At 56.0% G+C, this 19,756-nt stretch carries 19 protein-coding genes; 9 read left to right on the top strand and 10 right to left on the bottom strand.

Annotated elements, in window-relative coordinates:
- Positions 1 to 122: 122 nt before the first annotated feature.
- Both AABB92_RS15660 and AABB92_RS15655 read left to right on the top strand, forming a co-directional pair.
- On the top strand, positions 123 to 1,535 hold the full coding sequence (locus AABB92_RS15660; RefSeq protein WP_031376691.1) for a glycoside-pentoside-hexuronide (GPH):cation symporter: 1,413 nt from the start codon (positions 123 to 125) through the stop codon (positions 1,533 to 1,535).
- The gene (locus tag AABB92_RS15655) at positions 1,532 to 2,491 is read left to right on the top strand and encodes a glycoside hydrolase family 43 protein (protein WP_031376692.1); all 960 of its coding nucleotides are present in this window, start codon (positions 1,532 to 1,534) and stop codon (positions 2,489 to 2,491) included. Before AABB92_RS15660 ends, AABB92_RS15655 begins: the two co-directional genes overlap by 4 nt.
- Here the strand turns inward: AABB92_RS15655 and ampE are convergent.
- The gene (gene ampE, locus AABB92_RS15650) at positions 2,473 to 3,327 is read right to left on the bottom strand and encodes a beta-lactamase regulator AmpE (RefSeq protein ID WP_046289190.1); all 855 of its coding nucleotides are present in this window, start codon (positions 3,325 to 3,327) and stop codon (positions 2,473 to 2,475) included. The genes AABB92_RS15655 and ampE overlap by 19 nt on opposite strands.
- Positions 3,328 to 3,343: 16 nt before the next feature.
- Positions 3,344 to 3,895, bottom strand: coding sequence for a 1,6-anhydro-N-acetylmuramyl-L-alanine amidase AmpD (gene ampD / locus AABB92_RS15645; RefSeq protein WP_031376693.1), 552 nt, complete (start codon positions 3,893 to 3,895; stop codon positions 3,344 to 3,346).
- A 198-nt stretch (positions 3,896 to 4,093) separates the two neighbouring features.
- Between ampD and nadC the strand changes: the two genes are divergently transcribed.
- The 4 genes from nadC (at position 4,094) to hofC (ending at position 8,185) form a co-directional block, all read left to right on the top strand.
- A complete protein-coding gene (nadC, locus tag AABB92_RS15640) occupies positions 4,094 to 4,990 on the top strand; it encodes a carboxylating nicotinate-nucleotide diphosphorylase (RefSeq protein ID WP_031376694.1) in 897 nt (298 codons plus the stop codon).
- A gap of 175 nt (positions 4,991 to 5,165) precedes the next feature.
- Entirely contained in the window at positions 5,166 to 5,621 is a 456-nt protein-coding gene (ppdD, locus tag AABB92_RS15635; RefSeq protein ID WP_031376695.1) for a prepilin peptidase-dependent pilin, read from the top strand.
- Positions 5,608 to 6,993, top strand: coding sequence for a type II secretion system protein GspE (gene gspE, locus AABB92_RS15630; protein ID WP_031376696.1), 1,386 nt, complete (start codon positions 5,608 to 5,610; stop codon positions 6,991 to 6,993). Before ppdD ends, gspE begins: the two co-directional genes overlap by 14 nt.
- Positions 6,986 to 8,185, top strand: coding sequence for a protein transport protein HofC (gene hofC, locus AABB92_RS15625; protein WP_031376697.1), 1,200 nt, complete (start codon positions 6,986 to 6,988; stop codon positions 8,183 to 8,185). The genes gspE and hofC overlap by 8 nt, the downstream gene beginning before the upstream one ends.
- Before the next feature lie 215 nt (positions 8,186 to 8,400).
- On the opposite strand, the gene AABB92_RS15620 is transcribed toward hofC, so the two are convergent.
- Positions 8,401 to 9,441, bottom strand: a complete 1,041-nt coding sequence (locus tag AABB92_RS15620) for a GMP reductase (RefSeq protein WP_031376698.1) — start codon at positions 9,439 to 9,441, stop codon at positions 8,401 to 8,403.
- 225 nt (positions 9,442 to 9,666) lie between these two features.
- On the opposite strand from AABB92_RS15620, the gene coaE reads away from it, so the two are divergent.
- Genes coaE through yacG form a run of 3 tightly spaced genes read left to right on the top strand, consistent with a single transcriptional unit; the run spans position 9,667 to position 11,238 of the window.
- The gene (coaE, locus tag AABB92_RS15615; RefSeq protein ID WP_031376699.1) at positions 9,667 to 10,284 is read left to right on the top strand and encodes a dephospho-CoA kinase; all 618 of its coding nucleotides are present in this window, start codon (positions 9,667 to 9,669) and stop codon (positions 10,282 to 10,284) included.
- A 4-nt stretch (positions 10,285 to 10,288) separates the two neighbouring features.
- Entirely contained in the window at positions 10,289 to 11,032 is a 744-nt protein-coding gene (gene zapD / locus AABB92_RS15610) for a cell division protein ZapD (RefSeq protein ID WP_046289189.1), read from the top strand.
- 8 nt (positions 11,033 to 11,040) lie between these two features.
- Positions 11,041 to 11,238 (top strand): DNA gyrase inhibitor YacG, encoded by a 198-nt coding sequence (gene yacG / locus AABB92_RS15605; protein WP_031376700.1) that lies wholly within the window; start codon positions 11,041 to 11,043, stop codon positions 11,236 to 11,238.
- Between the two features lie 30 nt (positions 11,239 to 11,268).
- Here yacG and mutT read toward each other — a convergent pair whose 3' ends face one another.
- From mutT to ftsQ, 7 genes are all read right to left on the bottom strand, one after another.
- Entirely contained in the window at positions 11,269 to 11,664 is a 396-nt protein-coding gene (gene mutT, locus AABB92_RS15600) for an 8-oxo-dGTP diphosphatase MutT (RefSeq protein WP_031376701.1), read from the bottom strand.
- 166 nt (positions 11,665 to 11,830) lie between these two features.
- Complete coding sequence (gene secA / locus AABB92_RS15595; RefSeq protein ID WP_031376702.1) at positions 11,831 to 14,536, bottom strand: preprotein translocase subunit SecA; 2,706 nt, start codon at positions 14,534 to 14,536, stop codon at positions 11,831 to 11,833.
- A gap of 74 nt (positions 14,537 to 14,610) precedes the next feature.
- On the bottom strand, positions 14,611 to 15,117 hold the full coding sequence (gene secM / locus AABB92_RS15590) for a secA translation cis-regulator SecM (RefSeq protein WP_334316394.1): 507 nt from the start codon (positions 15,115 to 15,117) through the stop codon (positions 14,611 to 14,613).
- Positions 15,118 to 15,418: 301 nt separating this feature from the next.
- Positions 15,419 to 16,336: a UDP-3-O-acyl-N-acetylglucosamine deacetylase gene (gene lpxC / locus AABB92_RS15585; RefSeq protein WP_031376704.1), complete on the bottom strand. Its 918-nt coding sequence runs from the start codon at positions 16,334 to 16,336 to the stop codon at positions 15,419 to 15,421.
- 101 nt (positions 16,337 to 16,437) lie between these two features.
- Positions 16,438 to 17,592 (bottom strand): cell division protein FtsZ, encoded by a 1,155-nt coding sequence (gene ftsZ, locus AABB92_RS15580; RefSeq protein WP_009092127.1) that lies wholly within the window; start codon positions 17,590 to 17,592, stop codon positions 16,438 to 16,440.
- Between the two features lie 71 nt (positions 17,593 to 17,663).
- Complete coding sequence (gene ftsA, locus AABB92_RS15575) at positions 17,664 to 18,920, bottom strand: cell division protein FtsA (RefSeq protein WP_003854739.1); 1,257 nt, start codon at positions 18,918 to 18,920, stop codon at positions 17,664 to 17,666.
- Positions 18,917 to 19,756 carry a cell division protein FtsQ gene (gene ftsQ / locus AABB92_RS15570; protein ID WP_031375972.1) on the bottom strand — a complete coding sequence of 280 codons (840 nt, stop codon included), beginning with the start codon at positions 19,754 to 19,756 and terminating at the stop codon, positions 18,917 to 18,919. The genes ftsA and ftsQ overlap by 4 nt, the downstream gene beginning before the upstream one ends.

Here is a 19,756-nt window from a genome sequence, read left to right as displayed (position 1 = left end):
GATCCAGCTCACACTTCTCCCCGCGCACCTGATTTGTCCATCTTCACGACGATTTATTCCCAGTCATCTCTCTGATTTAGCGACAATAATTCCTGTTCACACCGGATGCGCAGGAGAGAACCATGAAAGGTGCAGCCCTCTCGTTTCGAGAAAAACTGGGTTATGGCATGGGCGATGCCGGATGCAACATGATTGGCGGTGCCATCATGCTGTTCCTTAACTACTTCTATACCGATGTTTTCGGTTTAGCCCCGGCGCTGGTCGGCACGCTGCTGCTGTCAGTGCGGGTACTGGATGCGGTAACCGATCCGATTATGGGCGCGATTGCCGATCGCACCCAGAGTCGCTGGGGTCGTTTCCGCCCGTGGCTGCTGTGGGTTTCCGTCCCCTATGTGCTGTTCAGCGTGCTGATGTTTACCACGCCGGACTGGACCTACCATAACAAGGTGATCTGGGCCTTCGTCACCTACTTCCTGATGTCGCTGACCTACACTGCCATCAACATTCCCTACTGCTCGCTGGGCGGCGTAATTACCAACGATCCCGGTGAGCGCGTCTCCTGTCAGTCTTACCGTTTCGTGATGGTCGGCATCGCAACGCTGATCCTGTCGATGTCGCTGCTGCCGATGGCGGAATGGTTTGGCGGCGAAGACAAGGCGCGGGGTTATCAGATGGCGATGACCGTGCTGGCAACCATCGGCCTGGCGATGTTCCTGTTCTGCTTTGCCACGGTGCGTGAGCGTATTCATCCTGCCGTCCCCAGTAATGACGATCTGAAGAAAGATCTGCGCGACGTCTGGAAAAACGACCAGTGGGTGCGCATTCTGCTGCTGACCTTCTGCAACGTCTGTCCCGGCTTTATCCGCATGGCCGCCACCATGTATTACGTCACCTGGGTAATGGGACAATCGACCCACTTCGCCACGCTGTTTATCAGCCTTGGCGTGATCGGCATGATGTTCGGCAGTACGCTGGCAAAAGTGCTGACCGACCGCTGGTGTAAGCTCAAGGTCTTCTTCTGGACCAACATTGCACTGGCGCTGTTCTCCAGCGCATTTTACTGGATCGATCCGCACGCCACGCTGATGGTGGTGATCGCCTACTTTGTGCTGAACATCCTGCATCAGATTCCGTCGCCGCTGCACTGGTCGCTGATGGCCGATGTCGACGACTATGGCGAATGGAAAACCGGCAAGCGCATCACCGGTATCAGCTTCTCCGGTAACCTGTTCTTTCTCAAAGTGGGACTGGCGGTCGCCGGGGCGATGGTTGGCTTCCTGTTGTCGATCTACGGCTACAATGCCGGGGCGAAACAGCAGTCGCCGGAAGCGATCAACGGCATCATGCTGCTGTTTACCGTGATTCCGGGCGTTGGCTATCTGATTACGGCGGGTGTGGTACGCCTGATGAAGGTCGACCGTAAAATGATGATCACTATCCAGCAGGATCTCGCGCTGCGCCGCGAAAATTTCCGAGACTTACAGACGACTCGCCCACGCGACGGCGTTGTCCCGCAAACCGGAGAAGTAAAATGACCGCTACCTGGCCTAATCCCTTTATTGAACAGCGCGCCGACCCGTTTATACTGCGTCATGATCAGCACTACTATTTTATCGCCTCGGTGCCGGAATATGACCGGCTGGAGATCCGGCGTGCCGATACGCTGGCAGGCCTGCGCAGCGCTGAACCGGTGGTGGTATGGCGCAAACCGGACAGCGGCCCCTGCAGCGAGCTGATCTGGGCGCCGGAACTGCACATTATTGATGGCCAGTGGGTGATCTACTTCGCCGCTGCTCCGACACGCGACATCAAAGATGGCCTGTTTCAGCACCGGATGTATGCGCTGGTGTGTGATGCCGCCGATCCGCTGCAGGGTGAATGGCAGCCGTGTCGTCGGGTATTCAGCCAGTTCGACAGTTTCTCGCTTGATGCCACGCACTTCGTGCATCAGGGTAAGAACTGGTATCTGTGGGCGCAGAAAGATCCGGCCATCCCGGGTAACTCCAACCTCTACCTGGCCGAGCTGCTCAATCCCTGGACACTGAAAGGCACGCCGGTGATGCTGAGCCGGCCTGAATATGAATGGGAATGTGCCGGATTTAGCGTTAACGAAGGCGCGGCGGTAATCAGCCATGGCGATCGGCTGTTCGTGACCTACTCTGCCAGCGCCACCGATGAGAATTACTGTCTGGGTTTACTGTCGATTGCGATTGATGCCGATCCGCTCGACGTCACCGCCTGGCAGAAATCTGCGCGGCCGGTGTTTGTATCGAGCTGGGATAATCATCAGTATGGACCGGGCCATAACAGCTTTACCCAGGATGAGGCGGGACGCGACGTGCTGGTTTACCACGCGCGTAACTACACCGAAATTGAAGGCGATCCGTTATGGGATCCGAATCGCCATACCCGGCTGAAGTACTTTGACTGGCGGGCAGATGGCACACCTGACTTTGGCGTGCCGCCCGCCGATCACACCAGCGTGCCGTAGATCGTCAGCAACGCAACGGCCACCACCAGCACCAGCGACGTTCGTTTCGCTAACGCCACGGCAACCCGTGGCGTTTCCACTTTATCAGTGTGCGGATCGCGCGACAGCGAGAACTGGGCCAGGCTGGTCAGCACCTGATACTGCGAACGATGACGGTCGGTCAGCGAGGCAAACCATGCCGGCAACGCTTTCTCGCCGTGTCCCAGCAAGGCGTAGGCCACACCTGCCAGCCGCACCGGGATCCAGTCGAGCACATGCAGTATGCTATCCACGCCCGACTGCGCACGCGCCATCGGCGTGCCCTGTTTTGCCAGCCAGCCCTGCCAGGCGCGCAGGAATGCGTAACCCACCAGCAGCACCGGCCCCCATGCGCCGCCCACCACCAGCCAGAACATCGGCGCGAGGTAGAAGCGGAAGTTAATCCAGATCAGCGCATTCTGCAGTTCGCGCAGGAATTCACGCTCGCTGCACTCAACCGGCACACCGTGGATCAAGGTCAGCTCTGCCGCCATCGCCTGATGGGCTGCGGCATCATCGTGGCTGGCCGCCTTCAGATAGGTGTGATAGTGCAGACGGACCGATCCCGCGCCGATACATAACAGCCCAATGACGATCCAGAACAGCAGTTGCAGCACACCAAACAGCAGGCCTTTCAGGCTCCAGACCACCAGCGCCGTCACGGCCATCGCCAGCACCGTCATCAGCAGGGTGCGCATCAGAGAGAAATGCTGACGACGACGAAAAAACGGCTCCAGCCGATGTTCGAGTTGCCAGTGCTCGCCCAGCTTAAACAGGCGCTCCCAGCCTAAAACCAATAACAAGGTAAACAACGTCATACTGACTCCGCAAAAATCACGATTTTTGCTGCGTTAACAGCTGCTTATAGTAGTCCCAGTCAAATGCAGGTCCGGGATCGGTTTTGCGCACCGGCGCGATATCACTGTGTCCGGTAATGCGCGCAGGCGTGATGGGATAGTGCTGCAACAACACCCGTGTAACCTGTTGCAGCGCCCGGTATTGCGCCTCGGTATAGGGTTGGTTATCCGTCCCTTCCAGTTCAATGCCAATCGAGAAGTCGTTGCAGTTTTCCCGGCCGTCGAACTGTGACACGCCCGCATGCCAGGCGCGTTTATCAAACGGCACATACTGTACAATCTCACCTTGCCGGCGAATCAGGCAGTGCGCTGCCACGCGCAGGCTGGCGATATCCGCAAAATAGGGATGAGCATCCGGCGGCAGCGTACCGGTGAACAGTTTGTCGATCCACGGACCGCCAAATTCGCCCGGCGGCAGACTGATATTGTGGATCACCAGCAGCGAAGGCGCCTCGTCGTCGGGTCGATCATTGCAATGCGGCGAGGGGACCTGACGCACCCCGGTCAGCCAGCCATGTTCAAGTTTCATGCTGCATTTCCTTGTTCAATCAGGCTGAGAATAGCATGAATAGTAAGGGTTTCTTGCGTCTTAATGCGTCATCAGGCCGCAGTCCGATCGGCTCTTGTTAAGGATACTAAACAAAACTCCGCTCATCACTGGTACGCTGCGGCGGTTCAGGCTATTGTGGACGCCTTACTCATCATCCCTTTTTGGAGTTGATCGCTTATGTCTTCGCGTGGTTATGATCCGGACAGTCGCCGCCAGGCGCTGATTAGACGCATTGAAGGTGACATCCCTGAGGCTGTCGCACGCGCTTTACAGGAAGATCTCGGCGGCGAAATTGACGCCGACCGTGATATCACCGCCCAGCTGTTACCTGCCGAAACGCAGGCCCATGCTCAGGTGATTACCCGTGAGGCGGGTGTTTTCTGTGGTAAACGTTGGGTTGAGGAAGTGTTTATTCAGCTTGGCTCGCACGCCACCCTGACCTGGCATGTAGAGGATGGCGATCGCATCGAGCCTGACCAGCCGCTGTTCGACATCGACGGTCCGGCGCGACTGTTGCTGACCGCTGAGCGTACCGCGCTCAATTTTGTCCAGACGCTTTCTGGCGTTGCCACCGAGGTCAGCCGCTATGTGGCGCTGCTGGCGAACAGCCAGACGCAGCTGCTGGACACGCGAAAAACCCTGCCCGGGCTGCGCACCGCCCTGAAATATGCCGTGCTGTGCGGCGGCGGCAGTAACCATCGCCTTGGCCTGTCCGATGCCTATCTGATTAAAGAGAATCACATTATTGCCAGCGGATCGATCCGTCAGGCGGTAGAAAAGGCGCAGTGGCTGCAGCCGGATGTGCCGGTAGAAGTTGAAGTCGAATCGCTGGAGGAGCTGGACCAGGCGCTGGACGCAGCGGCGGATATCGTCATGCTGGATAACTTCAGCCTGGAGCAGATGCGGACGGCGGTGGAGCGTAATCAGGGTCGTGCGCTACTGGAAGTCTCTGGCAACGTCACGGAAACCACTCTGCCTCAGATTGCGCAGACCGGCGTCGATTATGTCTCGGTAGGGGCGCTGACCAAGCATGTGCGCGCACTCGATTTGTCGATGCGTTTTCAGCAACAGTAAGACACTACGCCGTGTAACCGCACGGCGTTTTCTGCGATCCCGCTTCCATGACCCTTTCGGCTGTACTGCAAGCCACAAATATGTTCTCGCCCCCTTTTCCATTGTTTCATTCTGTGACTGTGATTCTTCTGCCCGCCTTTTTAGTCTGACGTTTTCTTAATCAGGAGGCGATGTAATGAATTATCAAGGCGGATTTACGCTGGTTGAACTGATGATTGTGGTGGGTATCGTGGCGATCTTAAGCGCTATTGGCCTGCCCGCTTATCAAAACTATCTGCAGCGCGCGGCGCTCACCGACATGCTGCAAACCATGGTGCCGTACAAAACGGCAGTGGAACTCTGCGCCATGGAGCGCGGCGATCCGGCGCAGTGTCAGGCTGGCGAGCACGGTATTCCTGCCGTCAGAAGCTCACGCTACGTTTCTGCCCTCAGCGTGACCAAAGGCATCATCACCCTGACCGGTCAGGAAAATCTGAAGGGCTTAAGCGTGGAGATGCTACCGGTGTGGGACAGCACGGAAGGTAGCATCAGCTGGCAACGGAGCTGCACCAGCAGCAATATCAGCCTGCGTGACAACTGCCTTGCTCAGTTCCGCTTTGCCGATAAAGGGGCGAATGATGAACAAGCCTGATGCAGCGATTGCGGCATTATGCCAGCGCTATCGCGCTCTGGTGCTGCACCACGATGCCAGCCAGTTACGGGTTGCCGTGGCGGAAAGTGTGCCGCAGGGGCTGGCTGAAGCGCTTAACTTCGCCAGCCAGTGTCAGATTGAGATTGAGTGCTGGCCGCAGGCGCGCCTCGATCAGCTGCAGCATGCTGAAACGCCGCTGTCAGCCCGCGAAGATGCACCGGCAGAGTCAGCCGTTGAGGCAACGCAACAGATACTGCATCAGGCGCTGGAACGTCGCGCGTCTGACATTCACATTGAGCCCTGGCGGGAGGGTCTGCGGGTCAGGTTGCGGATTGACGGCGTCCTGCATCCGCTCTCCTCACTGCCCGCCACCCAGCCTGCGGCACTGCTGGCGCGCCTGAAAATTCTCGGCGGACTGGATATTGCCGAACGCCGGTTACCACAGGATGGTCAGTTCAGCCTGGAGATTGCGGGCAAACCGGCTTCTTTTCGCCTCGCCACGTTGCCGATCCATGGCGGTGAAAAAGCGGTGGTGCGACTGTTGCAGAGCGAAAGCGCGGCATTATCGCTGGATAAACTGGGGCTTCCTGCCGCCCAGTTACGCCTGTTGTGCTCAGCGCTGGCCCAGCCGCAGGGGCTGATCCTGGTGACCGGACCCACCGGCAGCGGCAAAACCTTTACGCTTTACAGCGGGCTGAGCGCGCTGAATACGCCAGACAAAAACCTGTGCAGCGTCGAAGACCCGATTGAAATCCCGCTGCCCGGCATCAATCAGACCCAGATTAACAGTAAAAGCGGGCTCGACTTCCATCGCGTACTGCGTGCGCTGTTGCGCCAGGATCCGGACGTGATCATGGTCGGCGAGATCCGCGATGCGGAAACCGCTGAAATAGCCGTTAAGGCCGCGCAGACCGGACACCTGGTACTCTCCACGCTGCATACCAATTCAACCGCCGAAACCCTGACCCGCTTACGCCAGATGGGTATTCCCGGCTATCTGCTGGGATCGGCGCTACGGCTGATCGTTGCGCAGCGTCTGGTACGGCGGCTCTGCCCGCACTGTCGTCAGCCGGCTCAGGCGGTGGCGCACTATCCTTCCGAACTCTGGCCCGGCACCCTGCAGACCTTGCGCGCGCCTGGCTGCGATCACTGTTTCTCAGGCTACTTTGGTCGGCTGGCGCTGTTTGAGCTGCTGCCGGTAAACGCCAGGCTGCAAAATGCCATTGCAGCAGAAATGCCGCTTGAGAATCTGCTCAGTCTGGCAAAACAGCAGGGGCTGCGTACCCTGCTTGCCTCCGGGCTGGAAGCGGTAAGTCGCGGTGACACCTCGCTGGAAGAGATGCAGCGGGTTATCGGGCTGGAAGATGGCTAATCCGGCGTTGTTTCGCTGGCAGGCGGTTGACAGCCAGGGCGCGCTACAAAGCGGTCAGCTACTGGCTGTCGACAGTGAGAATCTGCTGCTGATGCTGGCGCAGCGCGATCTGCTGCCGGTCAGCTGGAAATGCGAAAAGGTCTGGCGGCAGTCCGCCTGGACGTGGCAGCACAAAACCGATCTGATACGCCAGCTGGCAACTCTGCTTAAGGCGGGCTTACCACTGGCGGAGAGTCTGATTCTGCTGGCTGAGGGACATCCGCACGCGGGCTGGCGGGCACTGATGCTGGCGTTGCATCATCGGGTTTTGAGCGGTCAGCCTTTTTCACAGGCGCTGCGTGAGTGGCCGCAAATCTTTCCGCCGCTCTATCCGGCCCTGATGGAGGTCGGCGAGCTGACCGGGCAGCTGGATGTCTGCTGCAGCGAACTGGCACAACAGCAGACCCGGCAGCAACAGCTGTGGCAACAGGTAGTAAAGGCGCTACGCTATCCACTGTTCATTCTGTTAGTCGCGATCGCTGTCAGCTGTGGCATGCTACTGTTCGTGCTGCCGGAATTTGTCACAGTGTATGCCTCGTTTGACGCACCGTTACCAGCGTTTACCGCTGCGGTGATGCAGCTTTCTGCCACATTGCAGCAGTGGGGACTGTTGTTAGCCAGCGTGCTGCTGCTGGTACTGGTGGGCTGGCAACAGCTGCGGCGACGTTCAGCCAGCTGGCAGCGGCGGGAGCAGCGTTTTTTTCTCCGCATCCCGCTGCTTGCCGGACTATGGCGCGGTTCGCAGCTAACGCAGATTTATACCATCCTGCAGCTGACACAGCACGCCGGACTCACCCTGTTGCAGGGTCTTGCCGCTGTTGAGGTTACCCTCTCCTCCCTGCTGTGGCGGGAAGCGATTGCTGCGCTGCAACAGCATATCGCCGCAGGCAAACCGCTGCATCAGGCGCTGGCGCAGCATCCGCTATTTACTGCACTTTGTGGCCAGCTGATTCGCGTCGGTGAAGAAGCAGGGGCGTTAGATCTGATGCTGGCCCGACTGGCGGAATGGCATGAAGCAGAGACCCGTGAGCGTGCTGACACGCTTGCTGCCTCACTGGAGCCGATGATGATGGTGGTGATAGGTGGCATTGTCGGTACGCTGGTGATTGCGATGTATCTGCCGGTGTTCGGGCTGGGTGATGCGATGCATTAAGGGGCGCGTTATGCGCCCCTTAACATGAAATCAGGTGAGTAATTGATGAAGTCTGATCAGTGACACCGGATAAGTAGCTGTCGAGGCTGAGCATCAATGGGCCACTGCCGGTGCGTCAGTATCGGAAATACCATCAAGTGCCTGATTGTCATTGAATCTCCATCAGTCACTGTCGGCCACTCCCTGACCCTGAATCGCTGACAACCGGCAGCTAACTATCGGTTAAACACCCGGTTTTCCTGCTCAGTCACCCGGATAAAAGTGGTGCGCTTGGTCAGTTCCTTTAGACGCTCTGCCCCTACGTAGGTACAGGCTGAACGCAGGCCACCCAGAATGTCGCGTGCCGTATCAGCTACCGGACCACGTAATGGCAGCTTCACGGTTTTGCCTTCTGCTGCACGGTACTCCGCAACGCCACCTACGTGACGCTTCATTGCCGACTCCGAACTCATGCCGTAAAACAGCATGAAGCTTTCGCCATTCTCTTCGATGACCTCGCCTTCACATTCATCGTGCGCTGCCAGCATACCGCCCAGCATTACAAAGTCGGCACCGCCGCCAAAGGCTTTAGCAATATCACCCGGCACCGCACAGCCACCGTCACTGACAATCTGTCCACCCAGTCCGTGCGCCGCATCAGCGCACTCAATCACCGCCGAGAGCTGTGGGTAGCCCACGCCGGTCTTTACGCGCGTGGTGCAGACTGAGCCAGGGCCAATGCCCACTTTGACAATATCGGCACCAGACAGAATCAGCTCTTCCACCATTTCCCCGGTTACTACATTACCGGCACAGATCGTTTTGCCAGGAAACGCTTCGCGGGCACGCTGCAGAAAATCGACAAAATGCTGCGAGTAGCCGTTAGCCACATCAATGCAGATAAACTGTAATTTCTCTGACAAGGCCATAATGGCGTTCAGCTTGGTAAAGTCCGCTTCAGAGGTGCCGGTAGAGACCATCACCGCGTTCAGTACCGGCGCGGGCACACGCTGAATAAACGCTCGCCAGTCATCTACGCTGTAATGCTTATGCACCGCCGTCAGGATATTAAAGCTGGCCAGCGCTTCTGCCATCAGAAAGGTACCGACGGTATCCATATTGGCGGCAATGATTGGGACACCGCTCCAGCTCAGGCCGGAGTGCTTAAAGGTAAAACTGCGCTCCAGCTCAACCTGTGAGCGGCTTTTCAGCGTGGAACGTTTTGGGCGAATCAGAACGTCTTTAAAGCCCAGTTTCAAATCTTCTTCAATACGCATGTGTCATGTCCTGGTGAGTGGCAACGAACCGCAGTTCGCGAAGCCAGCACGGCTCCAGTGACCTTATGATACGCGCCTGCCGTCCGGCGACAAGACTGCGAATTTCACTTTATTTACGCTACAATCCGTAAAATTTAGCTGAGCATTATCGTTGTGATCTGGCCCGCATTTTTGCGTTACTGATCCAGACCATTAACATGAACCTGTGTCCAAAAGAGAAGTCAGATGGGAAATAGGCCCTACACCATAGCGCTGACAGGGGGAATCGGTAGCGGTAAAAGCTCGATTGCCAGACAGTTCGCTGCGCTCGGGGTCGACATTATCGATGCTGACCTGATTGCGCGCGAAGTGGTTGAGCCAGGGACGCCGGCTTTACAGGCGATTGAAGCACGTTACGGTGCCGCGATCCTGACCGAACAGGGCACCCTGAATCGCGCGCGGTTACGCGAGATTATTTTTCAGACGCCAGAAGAGAAAAGCTGGTTAAACGCGCTGCTGCATCCGCTGATTAACGCCCGCACCCAACAGTTGATCGCTGCCGCCTCTTCACCTTATGTGCTGTGGGTGGTGCCGTTACTGGTGGAAAATCAGTTACAGCACCAGGCTGACCGGGTACTGGTGATTGATGTCGACGAAGCGACACAGATAGCCCGGACTCAGCAACGCGACCAGCTTTCTCTCGCCCAGGTGCAACGTATTCTTGCGGCACAGGCCACGCGGCAGCAACGCCTCGCCTGTGCTGATGACATTATTGATAACAGTGGCGAGCCTGAAGATGCATTGCCACAGGTTGCCGAACTCCACCAGCGCTACCTCAGGCTGGCGGCAACGAAACAGGATTAACACCATGAGCACACCCGTTCTGTTTGAACATCCCCTGAATGAAAAAATGCGAACCTGGTTACGGGTTGAGTTTCTGATTAATCAGCTGGATGAGACCACCCCGCTGGATAAAACCGTTAACGCCCTGACCTTTTTTCGTCTGATCGGTGAACTGCTCGATATTTTCGAGCGGGGCGACATGCGTACCGAGTTGTTGAAAGAGCTGGAGCGCCAGCAGCAGAAATTGCGCGCCTGGGCTGATGTGCCTGGCGTAGATATGACGCTGGTAGATGCCCTGCGTGAAAAGTTAAAAATGCAGTCAACCCAGCTGATGAATGCGCCGCGGATGGGGCAGCAACTGCGGGAAGACCGTCTGATTGCGCTGGTGCGTCAGCGCCTGAGCATTCCTGGCGGCTGCTGCAGTTTTGATTTACCCGGCCTGCATATCTGGCTGCATTTACCTCAGGAAGCGCGTGATGCCCAGGTGGAAGCCTGGATGCAGACGCTGGTGCCGCTGCATCATGCGCTGGCGATGATCCTCGACCTGATCCGTCAGTCCGGGGCGTTTCGCAATCAGACCAGCCTGAATGGCTTTTATCAGGACAACGCTGAGGGTGCCGACCTGCTCCGCCTGCAGCTGTCGCTGGAGGATGCGCTTTACCCGCAGGTCTCCGGACATAAAAGCCGTTATGCCATTCGTTTTATGCCGCTTGATAGTGAGCGTGGTGAAGTACCAGCCCGACTCGACTTTCAACTGGCCTGTTGTTAGAGGTGAATATGCAGCAAGAAGTCATGACCGTCGCCTGTCCACAGTGCGGCAAAGATGTTATCTGGGATGAACTCAGCCCGTGGCGGCCGTTTTGCAGTAAGCGCTGCCAGCTGATTGATTTGGGTGAATGGGCCGCTGAAGAGAAACGTATTCCCAGCAGCGGTGATCTGAATGACAGCGATAACTGGAGCGAAGAAGACCATTAATTGCCGGATGGGGTGAGTCGCCCCATCCTGTCAAAACTCGCCGGCAATCAGGCGGGCAATCAGTTGATGATTCGCCGGAGGAAACTCTTCGGCGATCAGCGCCTGTTGATCAACCCAACGCTGCGGCTGCCCCTCCTTGCCCCACGGCTCTCCCTTCCAGCCTTCAACCAGGAAGAAATGCAGCGTTACCCGCAGATCTTCATAGCTATGATCAGCCTGACCAATCGGTCGCGCTTCGGTGACCTCAATGCCGGTCTCTTCCTGCAACTCGCGAATCAGACCCTGTTCGGCGCTCTCACCCGCTTCAATCTTGCCGCCGGGAAACTCCCATTTATTGGCCATATAGGATGTCGCCGCGCGCTGGGCAAGGAAAATCTGTTTATCGGCATTGCGGATAATACCAACCGCGACCTGCAGGTGCTTCATGAAGAATATCCCGAGATTATTGGGTGAATGAGCAGTGAGTTTAAAACAGGGTGTGGCGGAAGTTAACCGCTTTAACCTGCTGAAACAACCAAACTCAGCGTCTGTCGCGGCCAGGCAGCAGCCAAAAAAAAGGAGCCAGTGGCTCCTTTTTCATCAGCGGTTAATCTCAGGCCAGGCGGCCGTGACACTGCTTATATTTTTTACCTGAACCACATGGGCAGGGATCGTTGCGTCCGACTTTGCGTTCACCACTCTGCTGCGCCAGCGCTTCGGCCGCCAGCGTCTCTTCTTCAACGTGGCTCAGTTGTTGCTGCTGAGCCAGACGTTCAGCCTCTTCGCGACGCTGCTGCTCCATCGCTTCAACTTCTTCCGGCATCCGCACCTGGACCTTGCTCAGGGTGCTGATCACTTCATATTTCAGTGACTCAAGCATGGCGGCAAACATAGCGAACGATTCACGTTTGTACTCCTGCTTCGGATCCTTCTGCGCATAGCCACGCAGATGGATGCCCTGCCGCAGATAATCCATCGCCGCCAGATGCTCTTTCCACAGCGAATCCAGCGTCTGCAACATCACGCCTTTTTCGAAGTTACGCATCATCTCAGCACCAACCACCTCTTCTTTGGCGGCATAGTTCTCCATCGCATGGGTCATGATGCGCTCACGCAGCACTTCTTCATGCAGATCGGGCTCTTTATCCAGCCACTCCGCAATTGGCAGATTAAGATCGAAGTCAGTACGCAGGCGCTCTTCCAGCCCTGGTACATCCCACATCTCTTCCAGTGACTGCGGTGGAATATAGGTATCAATGGTCGCTTTGTAGACGTCATGACGGATGCTGTTGATGGTTTCGCTCACATCCGACACATCCAGCAGTTCGTTACGCTGGCTGTAGATGGCACGACGCTGATCGTTGGCCACATCATCATATTCCAGCAGCTGCTTACGAATATCGAAGTTACGGCTCTCAACTTTGCGCTGCGCATTGGCAATCGCTTTGGTCACCCACGGGTGCTCAATCGCTTCACCCGGCTTCATCCCCAGTTTGCGCATCATGTTAGAGACGCGATCCGAGGCGAAAATACGCATCAGCGCATCTTCCATCGACAGGTAGAAACGGGAAGAACCGGCGTCGCCCTGACGGCCAGCACGACCACGCAGCTGGTTATCGATACGGCGCGACTCGTGGCGCTCAGTACCCACGATGTGTAAACCGCCGGAGGCCAGTACCGCGTCATGGCGAATCTGCCATGCGGCTTTAATCTCTTCGATCTGTGCTTCGGTCGGGTTTTCCAGCTCGGCCACTTCGGCGTGCCAGCTGCCGCCCAGCATGATGTCAGTACCACGACCGGCCATGTTGGTGGCGATGGTGACCGCGCCCGGCTGACCTGCCTGTGCCACGATTTCCGCTTCGCGGGCGTGGAATTTGGCGTTCAGAACGTTGTGTTTGATACCGGCACGTGTCAGTTCGTTAGAGACCACTTCCGATTTCTCAATCGAGATGGTCCCGACCAGCACCGGCTGGCCGTTGGCGGTACGTTCACGAATATCTTCGATGATCGCGTCGATTTTCTCTTTCTCGGTCATATAGACCAGATCGGCCAGATCTTTACGCACCATTGGACGGTTAGTCGGTACCACAATGGTATCGAGCTTGTAGATAGAGCTGAATTCGAACGCTTCGGTATCCGCGGTCCCGGTCATACCGGCCAGCTTTTCGTAGATACGGAAGTAGTTCTGGAAAGTGATAGAGGCCAGCGTCTGGTTCTCGTTCTGGATCTCTACCCCTTCTTTGGCTTCAATCGCCTGATGCAGTCCGTCTGACCAGCGACGACCCTGCATGGTACGACCGGTGTGCTCATCAACAATCACCACTTCGCCATCTTTCACGATGTAATCCACATCGCGGGTAAACAGCGCATGGGCGCGCAGCGCCGCAGTAACGTGGTGCATCAGCATAATGTTGGTCGGTGAATAGAGTGATTCGCCGGCTTCCATAATGCCCTGGCTGACCAGCAGCTCTTCGACCTTAACCAGTCCACGTTCAGACATGTGCGCCTGACGGGCTTTTTCATCCACCCAGAAGTCGCCTTCCCCCTGATGGGTTTCAGTGTCTTCTTTATCCTGACGAATCAGGTGCGGAATGATTTTGTTTACTTTGGTATAGAGCTCAGAACTGTCTTCCGCAGGTCCCGAAATGATCAGCGGGGTACGCGCTTCATCGATCAGGATGGAGTCAACTTCATCCACCAGTGCGTAGTGCAGTTTACGCTGCACGCGCTCTTCCGGGCTGAAGGCCATGTTGTCGCGCAGGTAATCGAAGCCATATTCGTTGTTGGTACCGTAAGTAATGTCAGCGGCGTAAGCTTCACGCTTCGCTACTGCAGGCAGACCCGACATGTTGATGCCGACGGTCAGACCGAGGAACTCAAACAACGGACGGTTATTCTCGGCATCACGCTGTGCCAGATAGTCGTTGACGGTAACGACGTGAACCCCTTTACCGGAGAGCGCATTCAGATAGGCTGGCAGCGTGGCGGTCAGGGTTTTACCTTCACCGGTACGCATCTCGGCGATGCAGCGATCGTTCAGTACCATGCCGCCGATCAGCTGGACGTCGAAGTGACGCATGCCGAACACGCGCTTACTCGCTTCACGCACGGTAGCAAAAGCTTCCGGGATCAGGCTTTCCAGCGTCTCGCCTTTTTTCAGGCGTTCACGGAACAGTTCGGTTTTGCCTTTCAGTTCATCATCAGAGAGCTTTTCAAAGTCCGGCTCCATCTTGTTGATGACATCCACCACTTTACGCATACGACGCAGAGTACGATCGTTACTGCTACCAAAAACCTTGGTTAACATTTTGATTAACATAGTAAATATATTCTCAATTCAGCCGGATCATTCCGGACTGCAAAATCTAAACAGAGTGAATAAAACCAAAAATATTAGCAGGACAATTGGGTGGGTCCGGCGCGGATGCCATGAACGCGGGCATGCCATTCAACCCATGAGCGGGTTACAGCCGTAAACAGCGGTGGAGTCGGGGTCGTCTGCGGCACAGCACGCAACGCAGAGTGTGACGTCAGTAAGTCATGCAGCGAATCGATCAGCGCCAGCTTTTGCGCCGCCAGCGGCAGAGTTTGTTGTTCCGCCTGCGCCTGGGGCGTTAGCGTGAAAGAGAGGTGTCGAATAACGGTGCGGATGGCGTGCTGGTGCCAGTAATCCACATTGAAGCTGGGGCGGCGTGCCGCTTCCTGCAGGCGAATCAGGTGATCAAACCGCGCGGCGTTGCCCATGAACAGGCTACTGGCCGGCGATTCAGATGAAGCATTGAGTTCAGAACTTTGCGCACAGGCAGGTAAGCCGAGACTGGCCGCGACCATCCCTAACAGGAGATGAGGCCAGAAATAGCGTCTACTTAATTGTCGCCAGCGCAGAAGAATTCCGATCACAACCTTTCCATCGCGCATGCTCTGTTGCGCTTCCGTTTTCGTTCGCCCGCCGCGAGCGGCAGCGGTATTCAGCCTGTAAAAGCGCCAGAGATAGTATCACTAATGTGGGGCATCCACACCTGGGATTAAAGTGGCGGTGCGAGAAATTGCGCGCGTTTGTTCAGCAATTCAGCAAAACGGACGGCGCGATGCGAGCAGGCTCGACATCAGCAGAGGCGGGGACCGGAGCAATAAAAAAACGGCTGGCGCCGCTGACCGGAGAGGGTGTCAGCATAACCAGCCGTTTCACGTTCTGAGGTAATTAAGCCAGAACCAGATTCGGTGCTTTGAATGCCAGCGGCAGTTCAGCTTCGTCTTCGAAGGTTGCCCATTCCCAGGCTTCCTGCTTAGCCAGAACCGCTTGCAGCAGCTTATTGTTCAGCGCATGACCCGATTTGAACGCCGTGAAGGCGCCAATGATATTGTGGCCACACATAAACAGGTCGCCGATAGCGTCCAGCATTTTGTGACGGACAAATTCGTCCTCAAAACGCAGGCCTTCTTCATTCAGTACGCGGAAATCATCCAGACCTATCGCACAATCTAAGCTACCGCCCAGGCACAGGCCTTTAGACTGCAGATATTCGATTTCACGCATAAAGCCAAATGTACGCGCCCGGCTGATTTGACGAACAAAGGCGTCAGCAGAGAAGTTCATCGCATAACGCTGCGAGCTGGAATCGATCGCCGGGTGTTTGAAGTCAATGGTGAAGTCGAGCGAGAAACCGTTGTACGGTTTGATCTCGGCCCATTTGTCACCCTCTTCCACACGCACGGTCTGCTTAACGCGCACAAATTTCTTCGCGCTGTTGAGCTGCTCAATGCCTGCATCCATCAGCAGATAGATAAACGGTGCTGCGCTGCCATCCATAATCGGGATTTCCGGTGCATCGACTTCAACAATGATGTTATCGATACCCAGACCCGCCAGGGCGGCATTAAGGTGTTCAACCGTTGAAATACGCACGCCTTCATCATTCACCAGGCAGGTACTCAGCATGGTGTCGCGCACGTATTTTGCATCAGCCGGAAAATCTACCGGTGGATTCAAGTCGGTGCGACGATAGATGACCCCGGTATTAGCCGACGCAGGGCGTAATGTCAGTGTGACTTTCTTGCCGGTATGTAAACCGACACCAGTCGCCTGAACAATACGTTTTAGTGTCCTTTGTTTGATCATCGTATTATCTCGCAATATTACCTTTCCGACCGCTAGTATACTTTACCAGCGGGCAGACACTTTAGCACAAAGAGCGGGGAAACCCAATTATAGGGTTAATCCTAGTCGGCCTGCTTACGCAAAAATGCCGGAATATCAAGGTAGTCTGGCTCTTTGTTTGACTGCGCAGCCTGGTCATTAACCACTTTAGCTGCCGGTTTCTGCTCCTGCGGCAGCGGTGACATACCGTGCTGCTGATAGCGATGATCCATAACCGGCTGGCTGGCTGGTTTATTGGTCACCAGGGTGATTTCCGGACGTTTGTCCATGCCGATACCGGTTGCCACCACGGTGACGCGCAGTTCGTCATTCATTTCTGGATCCAGTGAAGTACCGATCACCACTGTCGCGTTGTCAGAGGCGAAGGCGCGGATAGTGTTACCCACGGTTTCGAACTCATCCAGACGCAGGTCGAAGCCAGCCGTGATGTTGACCAGCACGCCGCGCGCACCAGACAGGTCGATATCTTCCAGCAGTGGGCTGGAGATCGCCATTTCAGCCGCTTCTTCAGCGCGGTCTTCACCACAGGCAACGCCTGAACCCATCATGGCGTAACCCATTTCGGACATCACGGTACGCACGTCAGCAAAGTCGACGTTCATCAGACCCGGACGGGTAATCAGTTCGGCGATACCCTGAACCGCGCCTTTCAGCACGTCATTGGCTGCGCCAAAGGCGTCCAGCAGGGAGATACCGCGACCCAGAACTTTCAGCAGCTTGTCGTTTGGAATAGTAATCAGTGAATCGACATGCTTAGAGAGTTCCGCGATCCCCTGCTCAGCAAACGCCATGCGTTTCTTGCCTTCGAAGTTGAACGGCTTGGTGACAACGGCCACGGTCAGGATACCCAGATCCTTCGCCACTTCCGCTACCACAGGCGCTGCACCGGTACCGGTACCGCCGCCCATGCCTGCTGCGATGAAGACCATGTCTGCCCCTTCCAGCGCAGAACGCAGTGCTTCGCGATCTTCTTCTGCAGAGTTACGGCCGACTTCCGGGTTCGCACCCGCACCCAGACCTTTGGTAATGTTATTACCGATCTGAATCGTCTGGCCGACAGCTGTTTTACGCAGCGCTTGCGCGTCGGTATTCACAGCAAAGAATTCCACACCTTCGATACGCTCGCGTACCATGTGCTCTACGGCGTTGCCACCGCCACCGCCGACGCCGATGACTTTAATCACCGCGTCATTGGTTAATTCCATAGGTTCAAACATGATTTCTCTCCGTTATGTGCCTGTCGCCTGGAGATCACTAAAGAAAACAGCATGATCCCCTTTTACAAAAATTAAAACTCTTTTTTCAACCAACTATTGATGCGCTTGAACCAGTTGCCTACTGAAACCCGTTTTTCGGTCTCTGCATCGCCGTTCATGTGCGACTCTTTGCCGTAATGCAACAGTCCCACCGCGGTGGAGTAGTACGATTCCTGCGCATAGTCAGTTAAGCCGGTAATATTCAGCGGTTGTCCGATACGCACCTGCGTATGGAATACGCGTTGCGCACAGGCCGCCAGTCCTTCGATTTGCGCGGCACCGCCGGTCAGGACAATGCCCGCCGCAAGATGGTGCTTCACGCCCTGCTGACGCAGTTGTTCCTGTAACTGCAGAATCTCGTCATTGACCAGATTCAAAAGCTCGGTATAACGCGGCTCAATCACTTCGGCCAGCGTCTGACGCTGCAGGCTGCGCGGTGGACGTCCGCCCACGCTCGGCACTTCAACGTTCTCATCTTTGCCGACAATCGAGCCCAGCGCGCAACCGTGACGCACTTTGATCGCTTCCGCATCGGTTGGCGGTGTGCCAAATGCATAGGCGATGTCGCTGGTGACCACGTTGCCTGCATAAGGAATAACCTTAGTGTGCCGTAAAGCACCGCCGGTATATACGGCAATGTCCATTGTACCGCCACCGATGTCGACAACACAGACACCCAGCTCACGTTCGTCTTCGGTCAGAACCGCAAAACTGGATGCCAGGCCGGCAAAAATCAGTTGGTCAACTTTCAGGCCACATCGTTCAACGGCTTTAACAATATTTTTCGCCATATCGTTGTGACAGGTGATCAGATGCACTTTTGCCTGCATCCGCACCCCGGAAAGCCCGACCGGATTTTTGATCCCTTCCTGATAATCAATGGCGTATTCCTGAGGAATAACATGCAGGATGCGATGCTCGTCACGCACACGCACCGACTTAGCGGTATGCACTACGTTCTCTACATCATCCTGAGTCACTTCCTCTTCGGAAATCGGAACCATCCCGATTTCGTTCTGACAACTAATATGTTTGCCCGATAACGCAAGGTAGACGGAGGAAATCTGGCAATCTGCCATCAGCTCAGCCTGATCGATGGCGCGCTGTACGCATTTCACCACCGACTCAAGGTCATTCACGCCACCTTTATCCATACCGCGGGACGGGCAGCTGCCCACCCCAATAATATTGACCATACCATCGGGCAGAATTTCCCCAACCAGGGCGGCAACCTTCGCGGTGCCAATTTCGAGTCCAACTACCAGTTTTCTGTCCGTTGCCTTGATCATTGTTGTTTAGCCTGTGCCTGGTTCTGTTGCTGATTACTGTCCTGTGGCTCCATCACGACCGGCGTCCAGCCAACAGAGGCGCCCGAGTCGTATCGTAAATCCACGTAGCTGATACGTTTGCTCTCGTTCTGACCTTGCTGTTGCAGCACCGGGTAGAGCTCAATAAAGCGGTTCAGACGCTTCATGGTGTCGCTGCGCCCCAGTTCGATGCGCACATCGTCACTGGTAACCAGCTGCCATGAACGCCGGGCCGTCATCGACGCGACCTTCAGGGTAAACTTTCTGGCCTTCAGTACATCGTCCATGCTGTGATAACCCGCCAGCACCTCTTTCTCACTGCCTTCTGGTCCATACAGCATCGGCAGGGTTTCTTTGCCGATATGGTTAGCCGGGACGCTGAAGGAGACGCCATCCGCGTCAACCATATGCAGATCGTTCCAGCGCGCCACCGGGGTATATTCCACCAGATGGATCTTCAGCTCGTCCGGCCACTGTTTACGCACGCTGACCTGCTTAATCCACGGCAGCCTCTCTATCTGCTGCTGCAGAATATCCACGTCCTGCGACATGAACGTGCCCGGCGCGCCAAGTGACAGAATCGCCTGGCGAATGTCATCGTGGGTGGTGTAATGGGTTTGCCCGGTCACCACCAGTTTCGATAACGGCAGCCGTGATGCATCGTTCATCCACTTCAGCACCACCAGCCCGCCAGAAATCATAATGCCTATCACGATCAGCAAAAAAACGATGCCGAACAGTCGGGCTCCGTTACTGCGCCCGGTGCGTATACGCTCCTGCGGTTCACGGTTTCGAACTCTCATCGCCGCCTGTGACAT

Origin of the sequence: Pantoea brenneri (genome assembly GCF_038594305.1) — a bacterium.
Classification (GTDB): Bacteria; Pseudomonadota; Gammaproteobacteria; order Enterobacterales; family Enterobacteriaceae; genus Pantoea; species Pantoea brenneri.
Note: the sequence above shows the minus strand (reverse complement) of the source record. Positions and strands in the feature narration are given on the sequence as shown.

Bases quoted from the DNA above. Each gene is read 5' to 3' on its own strand.
- ftsQ (WP_031375972.1), bottom strand. From the start codon at position 19,756: ATGTCACAGGCGGCGATGAGAGTTCGAAACCGTGAACCGCAGGAGCGT.
- AABB92_RS15660 (WP_031376691.1), top strand. From the start codon at position 123: ATGAAAGGTGCAGCCCTCTCGTTTCGAGAAAAACTGGGTTATGGCATG.
- ampE (WP_046289190.1), bottom strand. From the start codon at position 3,327: ATGACGTTGTTTACCTTGTTATTGGTTTTAGGCTGGGAGCGCCTGTTT.
- gspE (WP_031376696.1), top strand. From the start codon at position 5,608: ATGAACAAGCCTGATGCAGCGATTGCGGCATTATGCCAGCGCTATCGC.
- ftsZ (WP_009092127.1), bottom strand. From the start codon at position 17,592: ATGTTTGAACCTATGGAATTAACCAATGACGCGGTGATTAAAGTCATC.
- AABB92_RS15620 (WP_031376698.1), bottom strand. From the start codon at position 9,441: ATGCGTATTGAAGAAGATTTGAAACTGGGCTTTAAAGACGTTCTGATT.
- secA (WP_031376702.1), bottom strand. From the start codon at position 14,536: ATGTTAATCAAAATGTTAACCAAGGTTTTTGGTAGCAGTAACGATCGT.
- ftsA (WP_003854739.1), bottom strand. From the start codon at position 18,920: ATGATCAAGGCAACGGACAGAAAACTGGTAGTTGGACTCGAAATTGGC.
- nadC (WP_031376694.1), top strand. From the start codon at position 4,094: ATGTCTTCGCGTGGTTATGATCCGGACAGTCGCCGCCAGGCGCTGATT.
- yacG (WP_031376700.1), top strand. From the start codon at position 11,041: ATGCAGCAAGAAGTCATGACCGTCGCCTGTCCACAGTGCGGCAAAGAT.
- ppdD (WP_031376695.1), top strand. From the start codon at position 5,166: ATGAATTATCAAGGCGGATTTACGCTGGTTGAACTGATGATTGTGGTG.
- coaE (WP_031376699.1), top strand. From the start codon at position 9,667: ATGGGAAATAGGCCCTACACCATAGCGCTGACAGGGGGAATCGGTAGC.
- hofC (WP_031376697.1), top strand. From the start codon at position 6,986: ATGGCTAATCCGGCGTTGTTTCGCTGGCAGGCGGTTGACAGCCAGGGC.
- zapD (WP_046289189.1), top strand. From the start codon at position 10,289: ATGAGCACACCCGTTCTGTTTGAACATCCCCTGAATGAAAAAATGCGA.
- AABB92_RS15655 (WP_031376692.1), top strand. From the start codon at position 1,532: ATGACCGCTACCTGGCCTAATCCCTTTATTGAACAGCGCGCCGACCCG.
- mutT (WP_031376701.1), bottom strand. From the start codon at position 11,664: ATGAAGCACCTGCAGGTCGCGGTTGGTATTATCCGCAATGCCGATAAA.
- lpxC (WP_031376704.1), bottom strand. From the start codon at position 16,336: ATGATCAAACAAAGGACACTAAAACGTATTGTTCAGGCGACTGGTGTC.
- ampD (WP_031376693.1), bottom strand. From the start codon at position 3,895: ATGAAACTTGAACATGGCTGGCTGACCGGGGTGCGTCAGGTCCCCTCG.